A 19,843-nucleotide genomic window follows, 5' to 3' on the forward strand; every position below is an offset into this window, starting at 1 on the left:
CTATTTATTTTCGGGAGTCTCTTTTGAGTCAATTTTTTACAGTTCATCCAGAAACACCACAGAGTCGCTTGATCAAGCAAGCCGCACAAATGGTGAGAGAAGGAGCGGTAATTGCCTATCCTACAGATAGCGGCTATGCACTAGGGTGTCATTTGGGGGATAAGAAGGCGCTGGATCGTATCCGTATGATTCGTCGTTTAGATGACAAGCACAACTTCACGTTAGTGTGCCGAGATCTCTCGGAACTGTCCGTCTATGCGCGTTTCGATAATAGTATGTATCGTTTGCTAAAACATAACACGCCGGGGCCTTACACTTTCATTTTTAACGCCACTTCTGAGGTTCCCCGTCGCTTGATGCATCCGAAACGGAAAACCATTGGTATCAGGGTGCCGGATAATGCGATTGCGCAAGCGCTGCTAGAAGAGCTCGGGGAGCCATTAATGAGTGTGTCCTTGATCTTGCCGGGTGAAACTGACCCGATGATGGATCCCTATGATATTCGCGATACCTTGCAGCATCAGCTTGATTTGGTCATTGATGGTGGTTTTTGTGGAATGCAACCGACAACGGTGGTGGCGATGGACTCAGAAGACATTTCAGTGCTGCGCGTAGGCAGCGGAGATCCGACGCCATTTAACCCTTGAATCTGCTAGGAGGCCGCAATGAATAAGGTTATAATGCGGCCAATATTTTGCCTACTAACAGGCGTCAAAAAAACAGATAAACAGGTTGCTGCGAAGCATTCCCCCAATGAGGTCGTAATGGACGAAAAGTTACAAAAAGTGTTAGCAAGAGCGGGTGTGGGTTCTCGTCGTGAAATGGAGAATCGTATTCGCGATGGCCGCATCACCGTCAATGGTGAAGTCGCCAAACTGGGAGATCGCGTCTCTCCTAAAGATGAAATTCATTCAGATGGTGTTCTAGTAAATGCTAGCGAAGCCCTGGCATCATCTCGCCGAGTAATTATCTATAACAAACCTGAGGGTGAAGTCTGCACACGCAAGGACCCTGAGGGTCGTCCAACCGTGTTTGATCGCTTGCCGAAACTCAGAAATGGCCGCTGGATTGCCGTTGGTCGTCTGGATATCAATACGTCGGGCTTGTTGTTATTCACTACCGATGGTGAACTTGCTAACCGTCTCATGCACCCATCTACCGAGATTGACCGCGAGTACTTGGTGCGAGTGATGGGGGCGGTAAATGATGAGCAGCTTGCTACTTTGAAAAAAGGGGTCCTGCTGGAAGATGGAATGGCCAAATTTACTGACATCGTTGATGGTGGTGGTGAAGGTATTAACCGTTGGTTCTATGTCTGCTTAATGGAAGGTCGCAACCGCGAAGTGCGTCGCTTGTGGGAATCTCAGGGCGTGAAAGTGAACCGACTAAAACGGGTGCGCTTTGGCCCAGTATTTTTGCCTTCAAAGGCCAAGGTTGGTCGTTGGGTAGAGATGGAAGACGACGAAGTAAATAGCTTGGCGGCTATGGTTGGTCTAAATACTCAACCATTACGTCAGCGTACCCAGCAGGAGCAGCAAGACTACAAACGTCAGCGGGCTAAAACCGGTGGCGCTAGACCGCGTAGTAAGAGCAAAGGGTTTGACTGGCAAACCTCGGATAAGCCAGAATTCAAACCACGCAAACCTGGCCGTCGCTCATTCCGATAGTCAAAATTACACTGCAATAAGGGAGACAATATGGGACTGTTACGTTGGATTCTTGTAGCGATTATCGCGATGGGAATTGGTTTCTTCGTTTATGTCGATATGAATAGTGCTGTCCCAGATAACCTTGGTATGGTTGATGGGAGTTTTACTCCTTGTCCACCTACTCCCAATTGCGTGTCCTCCATGGCCCAAGCAGATGATGAACAACACTATGTTGAGCCTATTATCTACCGTGGCAGCCTGCGTGAGACTCAGCTAAAGATTGAAGCGTATTTTCTCAATAGTGGTCACGCTAAGTTGCTAAATAGCCACTTGGGTTACGCCCACTTTGAGATCACAACTCCGCTACTCGGCTTCAAAGATGATATAGAAATCTACTTGCCTGAGGCCGATCAAGTGGTTCATGTGCGCTCTGCGTCAAGGGTGGGGTACGATGACCTTGGCGAGAATCGCAAACGTCTTAGACAACTGCGAGAACTTCTAGTAGATTGAATCCAAAGCAAGTCAATAGCTTACCTGCAGGATGAGGATTAATAATGAGCACCAATGAGCCACAATCAATCTTGATCGTAGAAGATGATGAACGTCTTGCTACGCTAACTCAGGAATACCTCCAAAAAAACGGTTTTACAGTCGGTGTCGAGCCAGATGGTCGTAATGCCATTTCTCGAATTATCAATGAACAACCTTCATTGGTTATCTTAGATCTAATGTTGCCTGGTGTTGATGGCTTTACTGTTTGTCGTACCGTGCGTAACGAGTATAACGGCCCGATTCTGATGTTGACCGCCCGTAGTGACGATGTCGATCAGATACTTGGTCTTGAAATTGGTGCTGATGATTATGTCAGTAAACCTGCCAAGCCACGGGTTCTATTAGCACGGGTGCAGTCGTTATTGCGTCGCAGCACTATGGATGTGGACTTGTCTGCACCAGTGAGTGAAGTCGAGCAAACGCTCACCTTTGGTCCTTTGGTGGTTCATAATTCTCGCCGGGAAGCTTGGTTAGAGGGCAATGAGGTCGAGTTAACCAGTGCTGAGTTCGATTTGCTTTGGTTGCTTGCTAGTAATGCTGGTCGCATACTCAGCCGCGAAGAGATTTTTAGTGAATTACGTGGTATTAAATACGATGGTCAAGATCGCTCCGTTGATGTTCGTATTTCTCGTATTCGCTCTAAAATTGGTGATGATCCGATACACCCTCGTCGTATTAAAACGATTCGTAGTAAAGGTTACCTGTTCGTTAAAGAGGTATAAAAATGATAGGGGAAGTGTGGCGCCTGTATCGGCACATCATTATCGGCGGCGCTGCTATTCTCCTGTTGGTTTTCTCCTCACTGGCTTATCTTCAGCAAAAAACACTTTCACAATCTGTTGACTCCTCAGTGTGTGCAGATGTTTATTTATCTGCCGCTGTCCTGGCGTCTTCCCCAGATTTAATTGCCGATGTGTCTACCTATTCGCGTTATCACTGGCAGATCTTGTCTAGTATAGCGCCTGCTTTTGCTCAGAATTTCATAGGGGGGACAGCTCCCCTACAATGGCAGGAATCCGCTCGTGGCGATATTAATATTCTTCATAATGGGACAGTGATTCTTTCTGGACAAGCAAATGTTCCTGCCCCATTGCTGCAACTTCCTTCGCTAATAGATCTGCTACGCCAGCAAGGCTTATGGCAAGGTCAACTTCAGGCATTTTTCGAGTCTGCCCCTTGCTTTAGTGTCGAGGTATTACCGACATTCGCAGATTCTACGCAAACGGTTATCGGTGTAGATGAACAGGGTGTATTGCAATTTATTGTTCCTCAAGAAGATCGGAGTGCTTTATCGGTTTCAATGAGAACTGAAAATAACTCTATGTTATTTTCTGAAATGGCGCTTATCGTGATTTTGGCTGTTATTGGTATGTGCTTGTTAGTCTGGCGTGAATTGCGGGTGTTAGACCGAAAGCGGCGTTATTTTGAAATTGTCACTCGGCAAATTGCCCGAGGTCGCAGTGGTTTGCCGAAAGGTATTGTAGATAGTAATGGGGCGCTTAAGGAACTGGCTTACTCCTTTGATTCCATGTCTTCCCATATCCAGCGACTGCTTAAAGTGCAGCGTGAGATGATCAATGCGATTTCCCATGAGTTGAGAACGCCAATCGCTCGATTACGCTTTGGCTTGGAAGCCCTCAAAGATGATATCGATGAGAATGATCATGGCACTGTAATTGCCCTAGAGGGAGATGTAGAAGAGCTGAATACCTTGGTGGACGAGGTTCTTACTTACGGTAAACTGGAAGAAGGCTCTTTGGCGTTAAATTTTGAAAGTACTAGCTTACGCCAGCTGCTTAACGGTGTGCTTGAGCACAACCAAAATTTACTCAAACACCTGACCGTCGATGTTCATCTAGATGACGATGATATTGTCAATGCCGACCCTCATCACCTACATCGGGCGCTACAAAATTTGATTTTGAACGCTTCGAAGTATGCCAGCAGTAAGATTGTGATTACCTATACCAACGATGCGGAGCGTTGGCAGGTCGATATAGAAGACGATGGCCCCGGCATTCCTCCAGAAGATCGGGATAAGGTATTTATCCCATTTCAGCGCTTAGATAACTCCCGAACCCGAGCATCTGGCGGCTATGGTCTGGGCTTGGCCATCGTTCAGCGTATTGCTTTTTGGCATGGTGGTGCTGTATTGGTTGAAGAGAGCAGCATGGGCGGTGCCAAATTTAGTTTAATTTGGTCTCGCAGCCAGCATCAGAATAGTTTGTTAAGTTAGAACTACAGGTCTGGGGACAAAATCCCCCGCAAGTTTTTAAAGCATGTCTTACTAGCGGTATTGATTAAGTCTTCCATGTAGGCGTTATCCTTTTGATCTTTTCGGATGGCTAAATACAGTTTACACCATACGCCTTCCTCGCCAAGAGACTTAGTTAACACATATTGGCGGTTTGTATATTCGGTCATCGCCCAATTCGGCAGGCAGCACACACCACGGCCACTAGCGACCAGCTGCATCATCATTAAAGTAAGTTCACTATGACGAATGCGGGCCGGATTGACTCCTGCAGGGGTTAAAAAGTGTTTAAAAATATCGAGTCGCTCAGATTCAACTGGATAGGTGATCAGAGTTTCGTTGACAAAATCATCCGGTACTAGAAATTCTTTTTTGGCTAGAGGGTGATGTCGTGACAACGCCACTTGAGACTCGTACTGAAATAACGGGATGTACTCAATATTAGGCAAGTCTTGTGGGTCCGATGTGACGACAAGATCCAAATCCCCCCGAGCTAGTGCAGGTAACGGCATAAAGCTGAAGGCTGTAGACAAATCCAGTTCTACGTCCGGCCAGTGCTCACGAAAGTGATCAATCGTTGGCATTAGCCATTCGTAGCAACTGTGGCATTCGATGGCAATGTGCAGTCGGCCGCTTTCGCCCTCGGCGAAGCGCTGAATATCCCGTTGTGCAGTGCGGAACGACAGTAACACGTCATCAGCGAGCTGTAGCAAGCGCAGTCCAGCGCTGGTGAACCGTACGGGCTTGGTTTTGCGAATAAACAGCGGGCATCCCAGTTTTTCTTCTAAATCCTTGATTTGATGAGATAAAGCCGACTGTGTTAGATGAACTCGTTCCGCAGCTTCTACCAAACTGCCGGTTTCCCGTAGTGCGGTTAGCGTTTTGAGATGGCGTACTTCAATAATGCTCATAAACTATACTTTTGGTTGAGTTTTATTCAGCTTGGAGGGCGAAAAAAAGCCCGCGGTTGGAACACTAGCCCAACTACGAGCTTTACGAGGATTGTGCTAGTTACAGATCAAAAATTCAAGTAAGGCTTTTTGAGCGTGAAGTCGATTTTCTGCTTCATCCCAAACCACCGAGTCAGGATGATCAATCACCTCGGCAGTCACTTCCTCGCCTCGGTGAGCCGGTAGACAATGCATGAAAAGGGCATCTTTATTAGCCAAATCCATCAATGCTTTGTTGACTTGGAAACCAGAAAAATCTCGCAGACGTTGCTGCTGCTCTTCTTCTTGTCCCATTGAAGCAAATACATCGGTCACCACTAAATCTGCACCCACTACTGCTTCTTGAGCACTATGAAGTACCGTCACGTTAGCTTGGTTTTCTGCCACTATAGCGGGATTTGGCTCATAGCCTTTCGGGCAAGCTGCAACCAATTGGAAATTTAGCATGCTCGCGGCATTCATATAGGAATGGCACATGTTATTACCATCGCCTACCCAAACCACCTTCTTGCCTTCAATGCTGCCACGGTGTTCTTGATAAGTCTGCATGTCGGCTAACAACTGACAAGGATGGTAATCATCCGTTAGGGCATTGATAACTGGGACACGAGAATTTGCCGCAAAGGTTTCAACAATGTCGTGTCCGAAAGTACGGATCATCACAGCGTCAACCATGCTGGAGATAACCCGAGCACTGTCTTCAACAGGTTCGCCACGACCTAATTGTGTGTCGCGTGGAGATAAGAACAAGGCATGTCCACCGAATTGCGCCATACCAGCTTCAAACGATACGCGAGTTCGGGTTGATGATTTCTCAAAAATCATCGCCAGCACCTTATTTTTTAGTGGCTGGTAATCAGTCCCTGCCCGATGCATCGCCTTCAGCTCAGAGGCGCGGGAAATCAACTGTTTCAACTCCGAAGGTGACAAATCCTTCAGAGTAAGAAAATGTCTCGGCGACACAATTTGCTCCTTTATTTACCTACTTATTAAAAGGGAATCGAGCAATTTAATACAGAGGTCGCATTTAGTAAAGAGCATAATGTCAACAGAATTACGTTTTAGGGGTTGTAAAACTAAAGCCCGTCCACATAAACTTGGCATACGTTTTTGCGAACAAATTTGGCTGAAGATGCCAAACTACTTAATTTGAGGTTGATGCCGTGAGCAACACTATCGAGACTATTAAAGAGCAAATCTCCAACAATGCTATTTTGCTTTACATGAAGGGTACCCCCCGTATGCCACAGTGTGGTTTTTCTGCACAGGCAGTACAAGCATTGATGTCCTGTGGCGAGCGTTTTGCATTTGTGAACATTTTGGAAAACCCAGATATTCGCGCTGAGCTACCTAAATATGCTAACTGGCCAACTTTCCCACAACTCTGGGTGAAAGGTGAGTTAGTAGGTGGTTGTGACATTATTGTTGAAATGGCACAAAACGGTGAACTGCAGACATTGATCAACGAAGCAGCGGCTGATAGCGCTGAGTCTTGATAGCAAGTCCATTTTGTAACTAAAAACGCGCCCCTTGTGGGCGCGTTTTTGTTAGTGATAGCTAAAACTTGCTTTGCGATTTTAACTCGTTTGCCAATTCGATGACTTGCTTACGAAACCAAATATGGCTGGCATCGTGATGTAATAAAGGGCTCCAAATCATTTTTAATTCAATTGGAGGGATAGTAAACGGGGGTTCTAAAATCACTAGATTGGGATTTTTGCGGTTAATCATGGCAACTTTACGCGGTAACGTAGCGATAAGGTCTTGCTCTAGGGCCAAGTGCATCGCCGTATGGTAGCTACGGGTAAATACCCTAATGCTGCGTTTGCGTCCCTGTTGTTGTAGGGCTTCATCCACCCAGCCTAGCTTTTGCACATCCGTCGGGTCCATGCCGACCCCAACACCAAAGCCCGTTTTACTTACCCAGATATGTTGTGCTTCTAAATAAGTATCAAGGGTAAAGTTTTGCGCCACCGGGTTCTCAGAACTCATCATGCAGACAAAAGTATCATGCCAAACGCTTTTTTCATGAAAGGATTGCGGTAGCTCTTCAAAGCGGTTAATAGCCATATCAATTTTGCCGGCTTCAACATCATGAAAAGTCACGTCGCTTGGGGTCATGATGTCTAAGGTGATGCCGGGTGCGTTTTCCCGCAATCGCGTTAACAGTCTTGGAATGACAGTTGAGGCAGCATAGTCGCTGGCCATGATACGAAATACGCGAGTGGATGTGCGCTCGTTGAAGTCCGCCTCGGGCTGCAATGCTTCTTCTAGTTCCAGTAGTACTTTACGCACAATAGGCTGTAAACGCAGAGCTTTTTCAGTGGGTTTCATCCCCTCACTAGTGCGTACCAAGAGAGGATCACCGAGCAGGTCGCGCAAACGTTTAAGGCCGTTACTCATAGCAGGCTGAGTAATATTGAGCTTATTGGCTGAACGGGTGACATTGCATTCTCGCAATAGAACGTCCAAGTAAATCAAAAGGTTCAGATCAATCTTGTTAATATTCATATGTTTTATATGGTTTTGCTCAGCCCAAAATTCAATGAATGATTTTAGCTGCTGATGGTGAAAGTACAACCTTAAAGCTTGATGGTGAGACAAAAATTATTCGTGAAGGCGTTATCGTAATTCCCGAGCAAAGGCCAAGAACTGTGTCGCGCTATCGGTCAAAGCATTATTTCTAGGTTTTATTATTAACAGAGTGCGAGTCAGCTGTAATGGGGTTTGGTGATGTTTTATCAATCCCATGCGCAGCTCTTGTTGTAGGCTCAATTGGGATAAGCAGCCTAAGCCCAAGTTTTGTATCACCGCTTGTTTTACTGCTTCTATATGCGTCAGTGACAATGAAACCTTCACGTCTTGCACGCGGGCACCAAGGGCCTGTTCTAATAAAATGCGTGTTCCAGAGCCTGTTTCCCGCATCACCCACTCGGCTTTGAGCAGGTCATCAAGGTCGAGCGTATCGGCGATAGCGCTATGAGCAGCACTAAATACCACGAGTTCATCTTGTTGCCACAGCTCAGCTTCTAGATCTGGGTGCTGGCAAAAACCTTCGATAAAGCCTATTTCCGCTTTACCATTGACCAAATCGCGAATCACTCCAGGTGTGTTGGAAATGCTGAGCTCGAAGTGAAGCTGAGGATGTCGTTGTCGAAATTCAGCGATCATCGCTGGCATAAGATAATTGCCGATGGTCACGCTAGCGCTAATATGAAGCGTACCGGTCAGTTCTTCGGGAGAGAGTTGCGACTCTATATGATCGATTTGTTCTAATACTGCTCTGGCCTGAGGAAGTAGAGATCGTCCTTGCTCTGTGATTTGCAGGCGTTTGCCGTTTCGCGTAAACAGAGTTTTGTCTAGGAGGGATTCCAATTCCCTCAGGGCTTGTGATGCCGCTGGCTGGCTAATAGCCACTTGCTGGGCAGCGGCGGTAACTGACCCAGTTCTGGCTATGGCGACAAAAATTTGGAGTTGACGTAGGGTGATCTTCATCCCTGCATAGTAACTGTCTAGATCAGGTTATGCATCCACTTCACACATTTTTGTCGGGCAAGAGTTAGTGGTTGTGAGTGAGTTCCCTAGAGGTGCTATCGCCGCTAGCGATGGCTCTTAGGTTCTCCATGGTCGTGTCGGCGATATGTTTCAACGCAATATCCGTAAAGTACCCCTGATGACCTGTGACGATCACGTTAGGGAAGGATAGCATCAGCTGAAAAACGCTATCTTGAATAATGTGGTCTGACATATCCTCAAAGAAAATCGCGCCTTCCTGTTCATAAACATCTAATCCCAAATAGCCGATTTTACCGGAGTACAGGCCATCAATAGCCTCTTGAGCGTTAACTAAAGCGCCACGGCTGGTATTTATGATCATGACCCCTTGCTTCATCTTAGCGAGAGAAGTCTTATTGATTAAGTGATGGGTAGAGGCATTCAGTGGGCAATGTAGGCTGATAATGTCTGAGGACTGGTATATGGTTTCCAAGTCTACATATTCGCAGCCAAGGTCGAGTAAGTCTTCATCAGGAGTAATGTCATAGCATAATACATGACAACCAAATCCAGACATGATGCGACAAAACGCCTTGCCGATACGCCCCGTACCAATGCAGCCAACGGTTTTGCCCTCTAGGTTGAATCCCATTAGTCCTTCAAGAGCGAAATTGCCTTCCTTTACGCGGTGGTAGGCGCGGTGGGTTTTGCGGTTTAACGCCATGATGAGTGCCACAGCATGTTCTGCAACGGAGGTAGGGCTGTAATCCGGGACGTGATACACCGGAATATTATTGGCTTTGGCAAAGTACAGATCGACGTTATTGAAGCCAGCACAGCGTAGGGCGATACCTTTGATGCCCATGTTGTGTAAGCGATTTAAAACCTCACGATTCACGTCATCGTTCACAAAACAAGATACGGCATCAAATCCCTCTGCTAGGGAGATGGTTTCCATGCTTAAACGACTCTCGAAAAAGTGCAACTGCGCATCCGGATAGGCTTCGGCTGCCTGTTGCAGTGTGCGTCTATCATAGGGTTTGCACGAGAAAACGGCTACTTTCATGGTTGCACCTCTGAGTTTATTGCCAAGTAGCCTGCAATATAGCAGGGGTTGATAGGATAAATAGGGCTTGTTGAATTAACATGGGGAAGGTTTGATATTGCTCAATCGGTTTTGGAAAAAAATGGTCGTTTTCTGGTCGTTTGCAGAAAAAATAATCGGATTGCTGATTGACCGATTCATTTCAACAGTTCTACAATGAAGCTCGTTAAAAAGAGTTGGCACTATTTATGTCCCAGAGTTGCTCGATCTTTTCTAAGGATAGGGTCCTGTTAGATCATAAGTACTACCGCGTTTTTTTAGCACTACCGAGCCTCGGCTCAATCACTTATTGATAAAACAGGATATAAAAATGTCTGACGTAATTACTGGTACCGTTAAATTCTTCAACGAAACTAAAGGCTTTGGTTTCATCACTCAAGAACAAGGTCCAGACGTATTCGTTCACTTCTCTGCTATCAACGTTGACGGTTTCAAAACCCTAGCAGAAGGTCAAAAAGTTAAGTTCCAAGTAGCTCAAGGCAAAAAAGGCCCAGAAGCTCAGAACGTTACTCCAGTTTAATTTCTACTTTAGAAACTAAACTCATAAAAGGCAGCCAATTGGCTGCCTTTTGTTTTTTTGGGAGAAGCTGGCGCCCAACATGGATGGCGTTATAATCCTTGCATTGCAATGGAGGAAACTATGGCATCACTACAAGAGCAGTTGCTCAAAGCCGGTGTGGTTAACAAGAAAAAAGCCAACCAAATCAAAGCAGAAAAACTACAGACTAAGCAAAAAATCAAAAATGGTAAGCTGGACAACAAAGCTGAAGAAGAGCGCAAGGCAGAGCTACAACGTCAGCGGGAAGAAAAAGCCGCCAAAGATCGAGAGTTAAACCTGGCTCGCCAGCGTGAAATAGAGCGCACTGCGGTACTTGGTCAGATTCGTCAAATGATTCTTCAGAACACGGTTGCTCGGGAAGATGGCGATCTTGCGTACAACTTCACCGATGACAAGAAAATCAAAAAATTGTACTTGTCTGAGAAAATGCACAAAGATCTATCAGAAGGGCGCCTAGGGTTGCTCAAGTCAGATGAACAATATGTGCTGGTTCCCAAAGGCATTGCTGAGAAAATTCAGCAAAAAGAGCCAACCTTTGTCCTAGTGTTGAATACCAAATCTGATGCGGTTGAAGATGAAGATGACCCGTACGCAGATTTCCAAATTCCTGATGATTTGATGTGGTAACGACTTATGTCTTACGTTTTTAATCCCGCTCCGGTGGTTTTATTGCCCATTGTTGGAGCGTCTGAGCGTTTTCCTGTGCGTCGCGTTTTTTGTGTAGGACGAAATTACGCCGCACATGCTATTGAGATGGGCGATGATCCAACCCGAGATGAACCATTTTTTTTCTGTAAAGACCGAGAGTGCGTGGTTCCTGTTGATTTGAATCAGTCCGTAAGCATCGCTTACCCCAGCGCCACTCAGCAGTTAGAGTATGAAGCGGAACTTGTTGTTGCTTTGTCCCAAGGGGGGAGTGATTTCACCCTAGAGCAAGCTAAAGCAGCGGTATATGGCTACGCGGTAGGTATTGATTTGACCCGTCGTGACTTGCAAAGTGCCGCTAAAGCTAAAGGGCGTCCCTGGGATGCCGGTAAAGCCTTTGATCAAAGCGCTCCGATATCCGCAATTGTCCCGCAATCTATTTGGGCGCCATCACCAGAGTCCGTGATCAGCTTGTCTGTGGATGGAATTGAGAAACAGAACAGTACTTTGTCCTGCTTGATTTGGTCTGTGCCGGAATTAATCGTTAAGCTATCTCAGCAGTTTAGTCTCGCACCGGGAGATGTGATATTGACCGGAACTCCTGAGAATGTCGGCCCGGTAGTAGCTGGCGAAACAATGATGGTTACTGTGGCGGGGCTTGGTAGTATCCAAGTGACGATAAACTAGTTTTCGTCGACGCTAGCAGTTTGTCTATTAAAGGCCTCGAAGCGCTCTTTGAGGCTTTTTGCATTTTTGCGTTCAAGTTGTTGCTCAAGTAAGTAAATGGCAATTTCCGCGGTACATAAGCCACCCACAACCTGATTGCGGCGTCTGATATAACTAGAAGTAAGATGTTCGATAGCGTGCTTGCGCAAACCGTGTAGATAAGGGCTGCGGTTATAAATTTTCCGCGCTTGTTGCCATGTACCATCAAGAATAATGAAGTTTTTCCATGGTGTTGCACTACCAACGTCCTCGATGGACGAGAATGAGTCTTGTGTGTCCTCTGGATAGATGAGTAGCGTGTCGTCTGGCGATAGTTCCAGAATGGAGGTTGGAGGATTGACTCTGCTCCATTCGACAATATGGCATTGATTTCCTAAGACAGCTTTAACCAGCTGACCGGTACCATTCGCCTTAAGCAGTTCTTGAGAGTGAGTTAATAACCAAATATGCATGAGTCGTTATCAAAAATGGGAGCGAGAGCTCCCATTTTAACGTTCACACAACCGCTTGTAATTACTCTTTACCGATAGATCCAATTTTGTGGATAGACAGATCGGCACCGTTAAACTCGTCTTCTTCGGATAGGCGTAGGCCGCTGATGGCTTTAGTCGCGCCATAAACCGCAAACCCACCGATTAATGCTACGGTAATGCCTGTAAGCGTGCCAACTAATTGGGTCAAGAAGCTGACACCGCCTAAGCCGCCAAAAGATTCAGCACCAAAAATACCGGCAGCAATACCACCCCAAGCGCCACAAATTCCGTGTAATGGCCAAACCCCAAGGACGTCATCTACAGTTTTTAATTTTTGTTGGATCGCCGTGAATAACCAAGTAAATAGAGCTCCTGCGACAGCGCCAGTCACTAAGGCACCAATGGGGTGCATAATATCTGAGCCAGCACACACAGCAACCAATCCTGCCAGAGGGCCATTGTGAATAAAGCCTGGGTCATTTTTACCTAGTAGCATGGCTGCGATGATGCCGCCTACCATAGCCATTAGAGAGTTAACGGCGACTAAACCGCTGATACCGTCCAGGGTTTGCGCTGACATCACATTGAAGCCAAACCAGCCGATACAAAGAATCCACGCACCGAGAGCAAGAAATGGGATATTGGAAGGTGCAAATGCCACTAAACGGCCGTTACGGAAGCGACCATTACGTGTGCCAAGCAGCACTACCGCCGCAATGGCAACCCATCCCCCGACACCGTGAACAACGACAGAGCCGGCGAAATCGTGAAAACTGGCACCAAAGGTAGCTGCGAGCCAGTCCTGGAAGCCATAGTTACCATTCCAGATAATGCCCTCAAAAAATGGGTACACTACGCCAACAATGATAGCGGCAGAGATCAGCATGGGATAAAACCTAGCCCGCTCAGCTACACCGCCGGAAATAATGGCAGGGATAGCGGCTGCGAATGTCATCAGGAAGAAAAACTTAACCAGTTCATAGCCGTTATTTTCTGCTAGTACCGTCGCACTATCAAAGAAAGTGACGCCATAGGCGATCTGATAACCGACGAAAAAGTAAACGAGCGCTGAAATAGCGAAGTCGGTCATGATTTTTACCAAGGCGTTTACTTGGTTTTTATGGCGAACGGTGCCCACTTCTAAAAATGCGAAGCCCGCATGCATGGCGAACACCATTATGGCGCCGAGCAAGATAAAAAGGGTGTTGGAACTCGAAACAAGCGTTTCGACTGCACTATTAATGTGGTCCACAGAGAGTCCTCAATTTAATTTTTTGCACCAAGTGGGTGCTATTGTTGTTATCCATGCTGTTGTTTGATGCATTAATCGCTAACTATAGGTAGGGATTCCATCGCATTAGGATGAAATATGCAGGAATTGTGCCGATGTGCTATATGCTAGTGCGCTATATTTTGGGGTGGTCAAATATTGGGCGCGCAGTAGTAGTGGACGACATGGTGAGTTGGCTGTCGAAAAATTGTCATATTGTTGCGTTAGCCTGATGGTTAGGCTGAGCCTTTCGGCTTGGTTATTCATGCCGATATAAGTGTGCGTAGAAAATGAAAACACTCTTTCCATTTTGTTTGCCTCGGCATATTATCGAAGTGTGTTGCGATGATGGCTAAGGTTGATCATGGGCAACAGCACCAAGGAACGAAGTAGCAATTGCTATGATAATGATGAAAGCTGATCTTAAATCAGCAAATAAGAAATGAGGTTTTTATGTCAGGTGAATTAGTATCCGGTATCGTCAAATGGTTTAACGATGAGAAAGGCTTCGGCTTTATCGAGCGTGAAGGCGGATCGGATGTGTTTGTACACTTTCGTGCTATCAACGGCACTGGTCGCCGTACTCTTCAAGAAGGCCAAAAAGTGACTTTCGAAGTTACTCAGGGCCAAAAGGGTCCCCAAGCTGAAAATGTGACCATCGTTTAATTCTGTCGAATTTAAACAAAAATGCCAGAGCTCGCTCTGGCATTTTTGTTTCTAGCTAATCAATCAGCCCTAAGCTGACCCAATAAAGCGTGTCAGGATTTGCTTCACGAGGTAGTTCGAACGGAATAAAGCGTTGTTTATCGTCAACAAAGCGACTTTCTGGGTAGCTGTTTATCAAAACAGATAGATTCAATTTGGCTAAATCTAACTGGCCTAAATCCATATAAGCCTGAATCGTTACCGCCAAGGCTTCTTCCACTGCAGGTGTGCTTGGGTAATTCTGAATGACTTCTTGCCCACGGCGTAAAGCGGATAAAGGCGCTTTACGCTTGAAATAGTAATGGGCGACCTGCACTTCGTGCTGCGCAATGGTGTTCCGCAAATAAATCATTCTCGCTTTAGCGTCTGGGGCATACTCACTACTGGGATAACGTTGCAGCAGGTCAGCAAACTCACCAAATGCTTTGTTGTACTCGTTGGCATCCCGTTCTGCTGGATTCAAATCCAGATATCGCCCTAGAAAGGTTTCAGCACCTTTATAGGTAGAGAGGGCGCGCATATAGTAGACATAATCTAAGGCGATATGATTTGGATAGTTACGAATAAAGCGTTCAGCTGTCGCATGGGAAGCAATATAGTCACCCGCTTCAAACTGAGCATAAATCAAGTCTAATTTGGCACGCTCAGTCAATTCACCAAAGGGGTAACGAGTTTCCAAGTCCTTAAGATGGCGAGCAGCGGTCGTTGGCAAATTGTCATCCAGTGCTTCCATTGCTTTATCGTAGTAAGTGCGTTCTGGTAGATCAATGTCGTCAGACGGAGTGCTGGCACAGCCTGCGAGCAGAAAAAAAAGTACCGATATCAAAGCGGTACGCGACATATTGGAGAGCAATCCCATGTATACTTACAACCTTACATTTACCTGGGCGTCGGCCCGAACAAAAATCCAGCGCATCAACCGTGTGTTGATGATCGCGACTATTAAATAAGTAATGACATTGTATGGCAGAGCGCATAGTAAAAGAAGCCCAAGTACCATTTGAATACGCGAATCAACGGTTTGACCAAATCGCGACGGAACTGTTCAGTGATTTTTCCCGTTCTCGCATCCAGTCTTGGATAAAAGATGGTGTGCTATTGGTGAACGGCGTAGCCGCCAAGCCCAAGGAGAAGCTATTTGGCGGCGAGATGATCACCCTAGATGTGGAGCTTGAGGAGCAGTCTGACCATGATGCACAAGACATTCCATTAGATATCGTCTACGAAGATGAACATATCTTAGTTATCAATAAAGCGGCGGGTGTCGTTGTGCACCCGGCTGCAGGTCATCAAGATGGCACCTTGCTTAACGCTATTTTACACCATGCGCCAGAGACCGCATCTGTGCCGCGGGCAGGTATTGTGCACCGCTTGGACAAGGAAACCACTGGCTTAATGGTGGTAGCCAAGACGCTACTGGCACAAACCGACTTGGTGGCGCAGTTACAAGAGCGCAGTATGGGCCGTGAGTACGAAGCTGTAACTATTGGCGTGATGACCGGTGGTGGCATGGTGGATGAGCCTATTGGTCGCCATCCCCATAACCGTCAAAAGATGGCTGTGGAGCCGATTCACGGTAAAGATGCGGTTACCCATTACCGACTCATTAAACGTTATCACCACCATACCCATATTCGCTTGAAGCTAGAGACTGGCCGTACCCACCAGATTCGCGTCCATATGGCTTTCATTCAATATCCTTTGGTGGGTGATCCTCAGTATGCTGGGCGTTTAAAAATGCCTAAAGGTTGTTCCGAGGAACTTCAAGATGCGTTGCGCTCATTCAAGCGTCAGGCGCTACACGCTAAGCGTCTAGAGTTGACCCACCCAGCCACCGGCGAATGGATGGAATGGGAAGTGGGTCTACCGCAAGATATGCAGCACCTGCTAAGTGTGCTTGAGAACGATTTGCGTGATGTAGCTGACGCAGATTTTATCTGATTAGATGAAATCGGATGAATGTAACGATGAATACTGAATTTCTGATCCCCCAATGGCCGGCTCCCTTCCATGTGAAGGCGTTGTCCACTACCCGGCGTGATGGCTACAGTCAGGGGCAGTATTCTGGGCTAAATCTTGGCTTACATGTACAAGATGACCCTGAGTTGGTTGGTCGCAATCGGGCCCTGTTACAGCAGCAGGTAGGCGTTGATCTCTCTGCAGCTTGGCTAAATCAGACGCACAGTATTCGCGTTAAAGAGTTGCCTTACGAGAGTGATGTCGAGGCGGCAGACGGGGCTTGGACACAAATCCCCCATGTACCCTGTGTGGTTTTGACAGCAGACTGTTTACCAGTATTGCTAACTAACCGGATAGGAACGCAAGTGGCAGCGGTGCATGCTGGTTGGCGTGGTCTGTGTGATGGTATCTTGGAGCAAGCTGTTGCAAAGTTTGCTGATCCCGACGATGTACTCGTGTGGTTGGGGCCAGCGATTGGTTCACAAGCCTTTGAAGTGGGTGAAGACGTGCGTCAGGCATTCATCTCTCATCAGGCTGAAGCTCAGTTGGCGTTTGTGCCCCATCCCGTTAACGCCAACAAATGGCTGGCTGATATTTATCAATTAGCGCGGCTGCGTCTCGCCCAAGTCGGGGTGACCGAGGTTTACGGTGGTGAGCACTGCACATTCAGTGATTCGGAGCGTTTTTACTCCTATCGTCGCGATGGCGTTACCGGGCGTCAGGCCACATTAATTTGGCTCGAACATCGCTAGAATCTGACGACTGTCAAAAAAATGACACCCTAACCATTGAAAACTTTTTCCTCGGTCCTATAAAGCTAGTAACTATGAATTAAGATCGTTTCAGCGGAGGACACCCATGCGTATCGATCGTTTAACTAGCAAACTCCAAGTCGCGCTTTCTGATGCTCAGTCGGTGGCGCTTGGGCTTGATCACAACTATATCGAACCGTTACACCTGATGGTGGCGTTGCTGGATCAGCAAGGCGGTAGCACCCGCCCAATATTACAGCAGGCCGGCATTCAAGTTGCTAAGTTTCGTGAAAAACTCAACGAGTTATTAGAGCGTTTACCACGGGTAAACAATCACGACGGCAATGTGCAAATGTCCCCTGAAATGGGGCGCTTACTAAACTTAGCCGATAAAGAAGCCCAGAAGCGCAAAGACCAGTATATTTCCTCCGAACTCGTGCTATTGGCGATGTTTGATAGCAAAGGCGATTTAGCCAAAGCACTGCAAGCTACCGGTGTCTCGAAAGGTGACATTGTTGCCGTGATTGACTCGGTACGCGGTGGTGATGCGGTGAATGACCCGAATGCGGAAGAGAGCCGTCAAGCCTTATCCAAATATACCATCGACCTCACCGAGCGGGCGGCACAGGGTAAGCTCGATCCAGTGATCGGGCGAGACGATGAAATACGCCGTACTATTCAAGTGTTACAGCGCCGTCGTAAAAACAATCCTGTATTAATCGGTGAGCCTGGTGTAGGTAAGACGGCGATTGTGGAAGGCCTAGCACAACGTATCGTCAATGGCGAAGTGCCGGAAGGGTTGAAAAACAAGAAAGTGCTTTCGCTGGATATGGGGGCACTTATTGCTGGTGCTAAGTATCGCGGTGAGTTTGAAGAACGCCTCAAGGCGGTATTGAATGAGCTTGCCAAACAAGAAGGGCAGGTGATTCTCTTTATTGATGAGATTCACACCATGGTGGGTGCTGGTAAGTCAGAAGGTTCCATGGATGCCGGCAATATGCTCAAGCCTGCCTTGGCCCGAGGGGAGCTCCACTGTGTGGGGGCAACGACCTTAGATGAATACCGTCAATATATCGAGAAAGATGCTGCGCTTGAACGTCGTTTCCAAAAAGTTCTAGTGGAAGAACCTTCGGTATTGGACTCCATTGCCATACTGCGTGGTCTGAAAGAGCGCTATGAAGTGCATCACGGAGTAGATATCACTGACTCGGCGATTATTGCTGCGGCGAAGCTTTCCCAGCGCTACATCACCGACCGCCAGCTGCCAGACAAAGCCATTGACTTGATTGACGAGGCGGCTAGCCGTATTCGTATGGAAATGGATTCTAAGCCAGAGGACATGGATCGCTTAGAGCGCCGTTTGATCCAGTTGAAGATCGAGCAAGAGGCGCTGAAGAAGGAAAAAGATAAAGCTTCTAAACAGCGTCTGAAGGAACTCGAAGCGGAAATTCACCAGTTAGAAAAGCAGTTCTCGGACTTGGAAGAAATTTGGAATGCGGAAAAAGCGGCAGTACAGGGCGCCCAGAAGCTCAAAGAAGAGTTAGAGTCAGTCAAGCAAGAAATGGAAGAGGCGCGTCGCCAAGGTAATTTGGCGAAGATGTCGGAGCTGCAATATGGCGTTATTCCCATGCTTGAGGCAGAGATCGAGAAAGCCAGCCAGGCAGAGGAGAGTGGCGCAACTACCAATCAGTTACTGCGCAATCGTGTCACTGAAGAAGAGATTGCTACAGTGGTTTCCCGCTGGACGGGCATCCCTGTTGATAAAATGTTGGAAGGTGAGCGGGAGAAGTTGTTGCGCATGGAAGATGCTCTGCATGAGTCCGTTATTGGTCAGGATGAAGCGGTAAACGCTGTCTCGAATGCGGTGCGTCGCTCCCGTTCTGGGTTGGCTGACCCGAATCGTCCGAACGGCTCTTTCCTATTTCTCGGCCCCACTGGTGTTGGTAAAACTGAGCTCTGTAAATCTCTGGCGAAATTTTTGTTCGATACGGAACAAGCCATGGTTCGCGTCGATATGTCGGAGTTTATGGAGAAACACTCGGTAGCCCGTTTGATCGGTGCTCCGCCGGGCTATGTGGGTTATGAAGAGGGGGGTTATTTAACGGAAGCAGTGCGCCGTCGTCCTTACTCGGTATTGCTACTGGATGAGGTCGAAAAAGCACACCCCGACGTCTTCAACATTTTGTTGCAGGTATTAGATGACGGGCGGTTGACGGATGGGCAGGGTCGTACCGTGGACTTTCGTAACACGGTCGTGGTCATGACCTCTAACCTTGGCTCCGATGTGATCCAAGAATACCGTGGCGATGATCAGTACCAAGAAATCAAAAACAAGGTGATGGAGGTGGTGGGAACTCATTTCCGCCCGGAATTTATCAACCGCATTGACGAGACGGTGGTCTTCCATCCGTTGATGCAAAATCAGATTAAGGGCATTGCGAAAATTCAGTTGGCTCATCTAAATGCTCGTATGGAAGAAATGGGTATGAGTTTGAACTTATCTGACAGTGCTATGGAGCAACTTGCCGAAGTGGGGTATGACCCCATCTATGGTGCTCGCCCATTAAAACGTGCTATCCAGCAATGGATCGAGAATCCGTTGGCGAATGAGTTGCTAGCGGGCAACTTTGTCAGCGGTGACAAGGTGCAGGTCAGTGTGGTTAATGGCGAGTTTGTATTCTCTAAGTAGGTGTCACCTCTAGTGCTTACATAGCAAACAAAAACACCAGCATTAAGCTGGTGTTTTTTT

At 47.1% G+C, this 19,843-nt stretch carries 21 protein-coding genes; 13 read left to right on the forward strand and 8 right to left on the reverse strand.

Translation table 11 applies throughout. The features are described from left to right. The first annotated feature begins 23 nt into the window (after positions 1-23). The 5 genes from FJM67_RS03695 (at position 24) to FJM67_RS03715 (ending at position 4,437) form a co-directional block, all read left to right on the forward strand. Positions 24-647, forward strand: coding sequence for an L-threonylcarbamoyladenylate synthase (locus FJM67_RS03695; RefSeq protein ID WP_140587324.1), 624 nt, complete (start codon positions 24-26; stop codon positions 645-647). A gap of 117 nt (positions 648-764) precedes the next feature. After that, positions 765-1,667 carry a 23S rRNA pseudouridine(2605) synthase RluB gene (rluB, locus tag FJM67_RS03700; protein WP_140587381.1) on the forward strand — a complete coding sequence of 301 codons (903 nt, stop codon included), beginning with the start codon at positions 765-767 and terminating at the stop codon, positions 1,665-1,667. 30 nt (positions 1,668-1,697) lie between these two features. Then, complete coding sequence (locus FJM67_RS03705; protein ID WP_140587325.1) at positions 1,698-2,159, forward strand: DUF1499 domain-containing protein; 462 nt, start codon at positions 1,698-1,700, stop codon at positions 2,157-2,159. A gap of 44 nt (positions 2,160-2,203) precedes the next feature. Then, positions 2,204-2,923, forward strand: coding sequence for a response regulator (locus FJM67_RS03710; protein ID WP_140587326.1), 720 nt, complete (start codon positions 2,204-2,206; stop codon positions 2,921-2,923). A 2-nt stretch (positions 2,924-2,925) separates the two neighbouring features. Beyond that, entirely contained in the window at positions 2,926-4,437 is a 1,512-nt protein-coding gene (locus tag FJM67_RS03715; protein WP_140587327.1) for an ATP-binding protein, read from the forward strand. A 2-nt stretch (positions 4,438-4,439) separates the two neighbouring features. Here the strand turns inward: FJM67_RS03715 and FJM67_RS03720 are convergent, their stop codons facing one another. Together FJM67_RS03720 and argF are read right to left on the reverse strand one after the other, a co-directional pair. Beyond that, a complete protein-coding gene (locus FJM67_RS03720; RefSeq protein ID WP_181161421.1) occupies positions 4,440-5,366 on the reverse strand; it encodes a LysR family transcriptional regulator in 927 nt (308 codons plus the stop codon). A gap of 96 nt (positions 5,367-5,462) precedes the next feature. Continuing rightward, positions 5,463-6,368, reverse strand: coding sequence for an ornithine carbamoyltransferase (gene argF / locus FJM67_RS03725; protein ID WP_140587328.1), 906 nt, complete (start codon positions 6,366-6,368; stop codon positions 5,463-5,465). A gap of 200 nt (positions 6,369-6,568) precedes the next feature. Here argF and grxD point away from each other — a divergent pair, with 200 nt between their 5' ends. Next, a complete protein-coding gene (gene grxD / locus FJM67_RS03730; protein ID WP_140587329.1) occupies positions 6,569-6,901 on the forward strand; it encodes a Grx4 family monothiol glutaredoxin in 333 nt (110 codons plus the stop codon). A gap of 61 nt (positions 6,902-6,962) precedes the next feature. Here grxD and FJM67_RS03735 read toward each other — a convergent pair whose 3' ends face one another. The 3 genes from FJM67_RS03735 to FJM67_RS03745 all read right to left on the reverse strand — a co-directional run bounded on the left by FJM67_RS03735 (position 6,963) and on the right by FJM67_RS03745 (position 9,966). Beyond that, the gene (locus FJM67_RS03735) at positions 6,963-7,916 is read right to left on the reverse strand and encodes a LysR family transcriptional regulator (protein WP_140587330.1); all 954 of its coding nucleotides are present in this window, start codon (positions 7,914-7,916) and stop codon (positions 6,963-6,965) included. A 111-nt stretch (positions 7,917-8,027) separates the two neighbouring features. After that, entirely contained in the window at positions 8,028-8,900 is an 873-nt protein-coding gene (locus tag FJM67_RS03740; RefSeq protein ID WP_140587331.1) for a LysR substrate-binding domain-containing protein, read from the reverse strand. A 64-nt stretch (positions 8,901-8,964) separates the two neighbouring features. Then, entirely contained in the window at positions 8,965-9,966 is a 1,002-nt protein-coding gene (locus FJM67_RS03745) for a 2-hydroxyacid dehydrogenase (protein WP_140587332.1), read from the reverse strand. Positions 9,967-10,315: 349 nt separating this feature from the next. On the opposite strand from FJM67_RS03745, the gene FJM67_RS03750 reads away from it, so the two are divergent. The 3 genes from FJM67_RS03750 (at position 10,316) to FJM67_RS03760 (ending at position 11,896) form a co-directional block, all read left to right on the forward strand. Beyond that, positions 10,316-10,525 carry a cold-shock protein gene (locus FJM67_RS03750; RefSeq protein ID WP_140587333.1) on the forward strand — a complete coding sequence of 70 codons (210 nt, stop codon included), beginning with the start codon at positions 10,316-10,318 and terminating at the stop codon, positions 10,523-10,525. Positions 10,526-10,645: 120 nt separating this feature from the next. Beyond that, positions 10,646-11,191, forward strand: a complete 546-nt coding sequence (locus FJM67_RS03755) for a DUF2058 domain-containing protein (RefSeq protein ID WP_140587334.1) — start codon at positions 10,646-10,648, stop codon at positions 11,189-11,191. Positions 11,192-11,197: 6 nt separating this feature from the next. Continuing rightward, entirely contained in the window at positions 11,198-11,896 is a 699-nt protein-coding gene (locus FJM67_RS03760) for a fumarylacetoacetate hydrolase family protein (RefSeq protein WP_140587335.1), read from the forward strand. Here the strand turns inward: FJM67_RS03760 and FJM67_RS03765 are convergent. Both FJM67_RS03765 and FJM67_RS03770 read right to left on the reverse strand, forming a co-directional pair. Then, a complete protein-coding gene (locus FJM67_RS03765) occupies positions 11,893-12,387 on the reverse strand; it encodes a tRNA-uridine aminocarboxypropyltransferase (protein ID WP_140587336.1) in 495 nt (164 codons plus the stop codon). The two genes, FJM67_RS03760 and FJM67_RS03765, sit on opposite strands and share 4 nt — an antisense overlap. Before the next feature lie 61 nt (positions 12,388-12,448). Then, on the reverse strand, positions 12,449-13,660 hold the full coding sequence (locus FJM67_RS03770) for an ammonium transporter (protein WP_140587337.1): 1,212 nt from the start codon (positions 13,658-13,660) through the stop codon (positions 12,449-12,451). 471 nt (positions 13,661-14,131) lie between these two features. On the opposite strand from FJM67_RS03770, the gene FJM67_RS03775 reads away from it, so the two are divergent. Then, entirely contained in the window at positions 14,132-14,344 is a 213-nt protein-coding gene (locus FJM67_RS03775) for a cold-shock protein (RefSeq protein ID WP_140587338.1), read from the forward strand. 55 nt (positions 14,345-14,399) lie between these two features. Here the strand turns inward: FJM67_RS03775 and FJM67_RS03780 are convergent, their stop codons facing one another. Further along, entirely contained in the window at positions 14,400-15,224 is an 825-nt protein-coding gene (locus tag FJM67_RS03780; protein ID WP_235889975.1) for an outer membrane protein assembly factor BamD, read from the reverse strand. A 122-nt stretch (positions 15,225-15,346) separates the two neighbouring features. Between FJM67_RS03780 and rluD the strand changes: the two genes are divergently transcribed. From rluD to clpB, 3 genes are all read left to right on the forward strand, one after another. After that, positions 15,347-16,324 carry a 23S rRNA pseudouridine(1911/1915/1917) synthase RluD gene (gene rluD, locus FJM67_RS03785; RefSeq protein ID WP_140587340.1) on the forward strand — a complete coding sequence of 326 codons (978 nt, stop codon included), beginning with the start codon at positions 15,347-15,349 and terminating at the stop codon, positions 16,322-16,324. A gap of 26 nt (positions 16,325-16,350) precedes the next feature. Further along, positions 16,351-17,094 (forward strand): peptidoglycan editing factor PgeF, encoded by a 744-nt coding sequence (gene pgeF, locus FJM67_RS03790; RefSeq protein ID WP_140587341.1) that lies wholly within the window; start codon positions 16,351-16,353, stop codon positions 17,092-17,094. Positions 17,095-17,200: 106 nt separating this feature from the next. After that, complete coding sequence (clpB, locus tag FJM67_RS03795) at positions 17,201-19,783, forward strand: ATP-dependent chaperone ClpB (protein ID WP_140587342.1); 2,583 nt, start codon at positions 17,201-17,203, stop codon at positions 19,781-19,783. Positions 19,784-19,843 lie beyond the last annotated feature (60 nt).

This window comes from Maribrevibacterium harenarium, from assembly GCF_006385675.1.
In the GTDB taxonomy this organism is placed as follows: domain Bacteria; phylum Pseudomonadota; class Gammaproteobacteria; order Pseudomonadales; family Marinomonadaceae; genus Marinomonas; species Marinomonas harenarium.